Raw genomic sequence first — 1,621 nt, 5'->3', positions numbered from 1 at the left:
TTGAGGAACTAAGCTACTCTATACAAGAAACTACAGGCACCTATACCTCGTAGATTACGGATAAAATGCCGCTCATCTGTTTTATCTACTCTTAGATTACGTTCTATCCATGCTATTACATCAGGTATCGGCAAAGATTTAGCCATTTTAAGAAATTTATGGCAAATTTTCGCTGCCATAGAGAAGTTGATTTTATAATCATGCTTCTTAGACTTTTTTGAATTCTTAGTCACTGATGCGTGATTGGTGATAAATGCAGAAAAGTTGAATAGAGTTAGTTTTGCGAAAATTTCTTGCTTTACAAACTCTACCTTCCTTGAATGAAAGTTAGTCATTCCAACTGCATATTTAAGGTATCTGAAAGAGGTTTCGATATTCCATCTTGCATGGTAAAGATCTTTTAGATCCTTTGCTGTAAATTCTGACATAGGAAGATTGCTTACGAGACATTCATAGGAACCATCACTGAGTTTAATTCTGGTAACTCTTATATTTAGGTAGTAAAGATCATCACTTTCAGGAGGTAGACTTCTGAAGTTTTTCTGTGGCTTTATGTATAGGTAGACATCAGGATCAAGGCTTTGTTTGATCTTACTCCTGCTTCTGGTTACAAACCTCTTGATGTTAACATCAAATTCGTCACAGTCAGGGAAACTACTGGTAAGGTTAGTAAGAAGAGATGAATATACAGTATAGTCTTTAACACGCATTACAAATCTTAGTTCTTTATCAAGCATGTGGCCGATAAGATCAAATGATTCATAACCGCGATCCACAGTAATGATTGTATGCAAGGGATCAGAAGTATCATAGTTATCAATCATGGTGTGGAGGGCTTCGCGCTCATCCTGCCTGCTTCCTGGCTGTATAATGGCATCAACATAACATCCGGTAACTATGTCATAGAAGGCATTAAGGTGAAGATGATTATAGCCGCGGTCACCTTCTTTGTCGGGCTTTACATAGTCATCAACATTAGCAGGATTGGTTGCGTAAACAACCTTTGTACCATCAGCTGCAAGAATGCTATAACCATCTTTATATTTAGGAGTATGGTAACGGCTTGTAAATTCTTTGAACAGATATTGAAAAGCTTCAAGCTTTATCATTGTGCGTTGTTGGACAAATGCTGATGGCGTAGGGGAATTAAGATCATAGTTGAAATACTCCATCATTTCTTCGCCAATTGTGCCACCTTCCATGGAAATGATAAGGCTCATGGTTTTAGCGAAGCCGAGTTTGCCGGAACGTGTGAAACTATGGCCAGGCTTTGTTGAATAAAGCCATGCTACCTCAGCCATATCATTGATGATATTGTTCAGAGTCTGCTTGACTTCTGATGGGAAATTGTTCATAATGTGTACCTCCTTAATCATGAGTGAATGCGAATACGTTCTTGATTAAGGGGCCCCATTCCTGGTGGTAATCAGGAATGGGGCCACACATTTTGATATCTATGTCAATATATATTTTTAGTTTTTTGTATGAATTATGTTACTGGAACTGTAATCCGGTGACAGACCATTCACATGACAAAAATCAGCTCAAATCCGCATGATTAGCTGATTTGAGCTGATTACTCATAATAGTTCTATTTAGTTAAGCTAGGAAACTGGCATTG

General features: G+C 37.9%; 1 protein-coding gene. It reads right to left on the bottom strand.

What is annotated here, in order from left to right; translation table 11 throughout:
- Positions 1-8: 8 nt before the first annotated feature.
- Positions 9-1,355 (bottom strand): IS4 family transposase, encoded by a 1,347-nt coding sequence (locus BM146_RS18900; protein WP_074892241.1) that lies wholly within the window; start codon positions 1,353-1,355, stop codon positions 9-11.
- Between the last annotated feature and the right edge of the window lie 266 nt (positions 1,356-1,621).

Source organism: Butyrivibrio proteoclasticus (genome assembly GCF_900115735.1).
GTDB lineage: Bacteria > Bacillota > Clostridia > Lachnospirales > Lachnospiraceae > Butyrivibrio > Butyrivibrio proteoclasticus_B.
The sequence above is the reverse complement of the archived record's forward strand: the minus strand, read 5'-3'. Positions and strand labels throughout refer to the sequence as shown.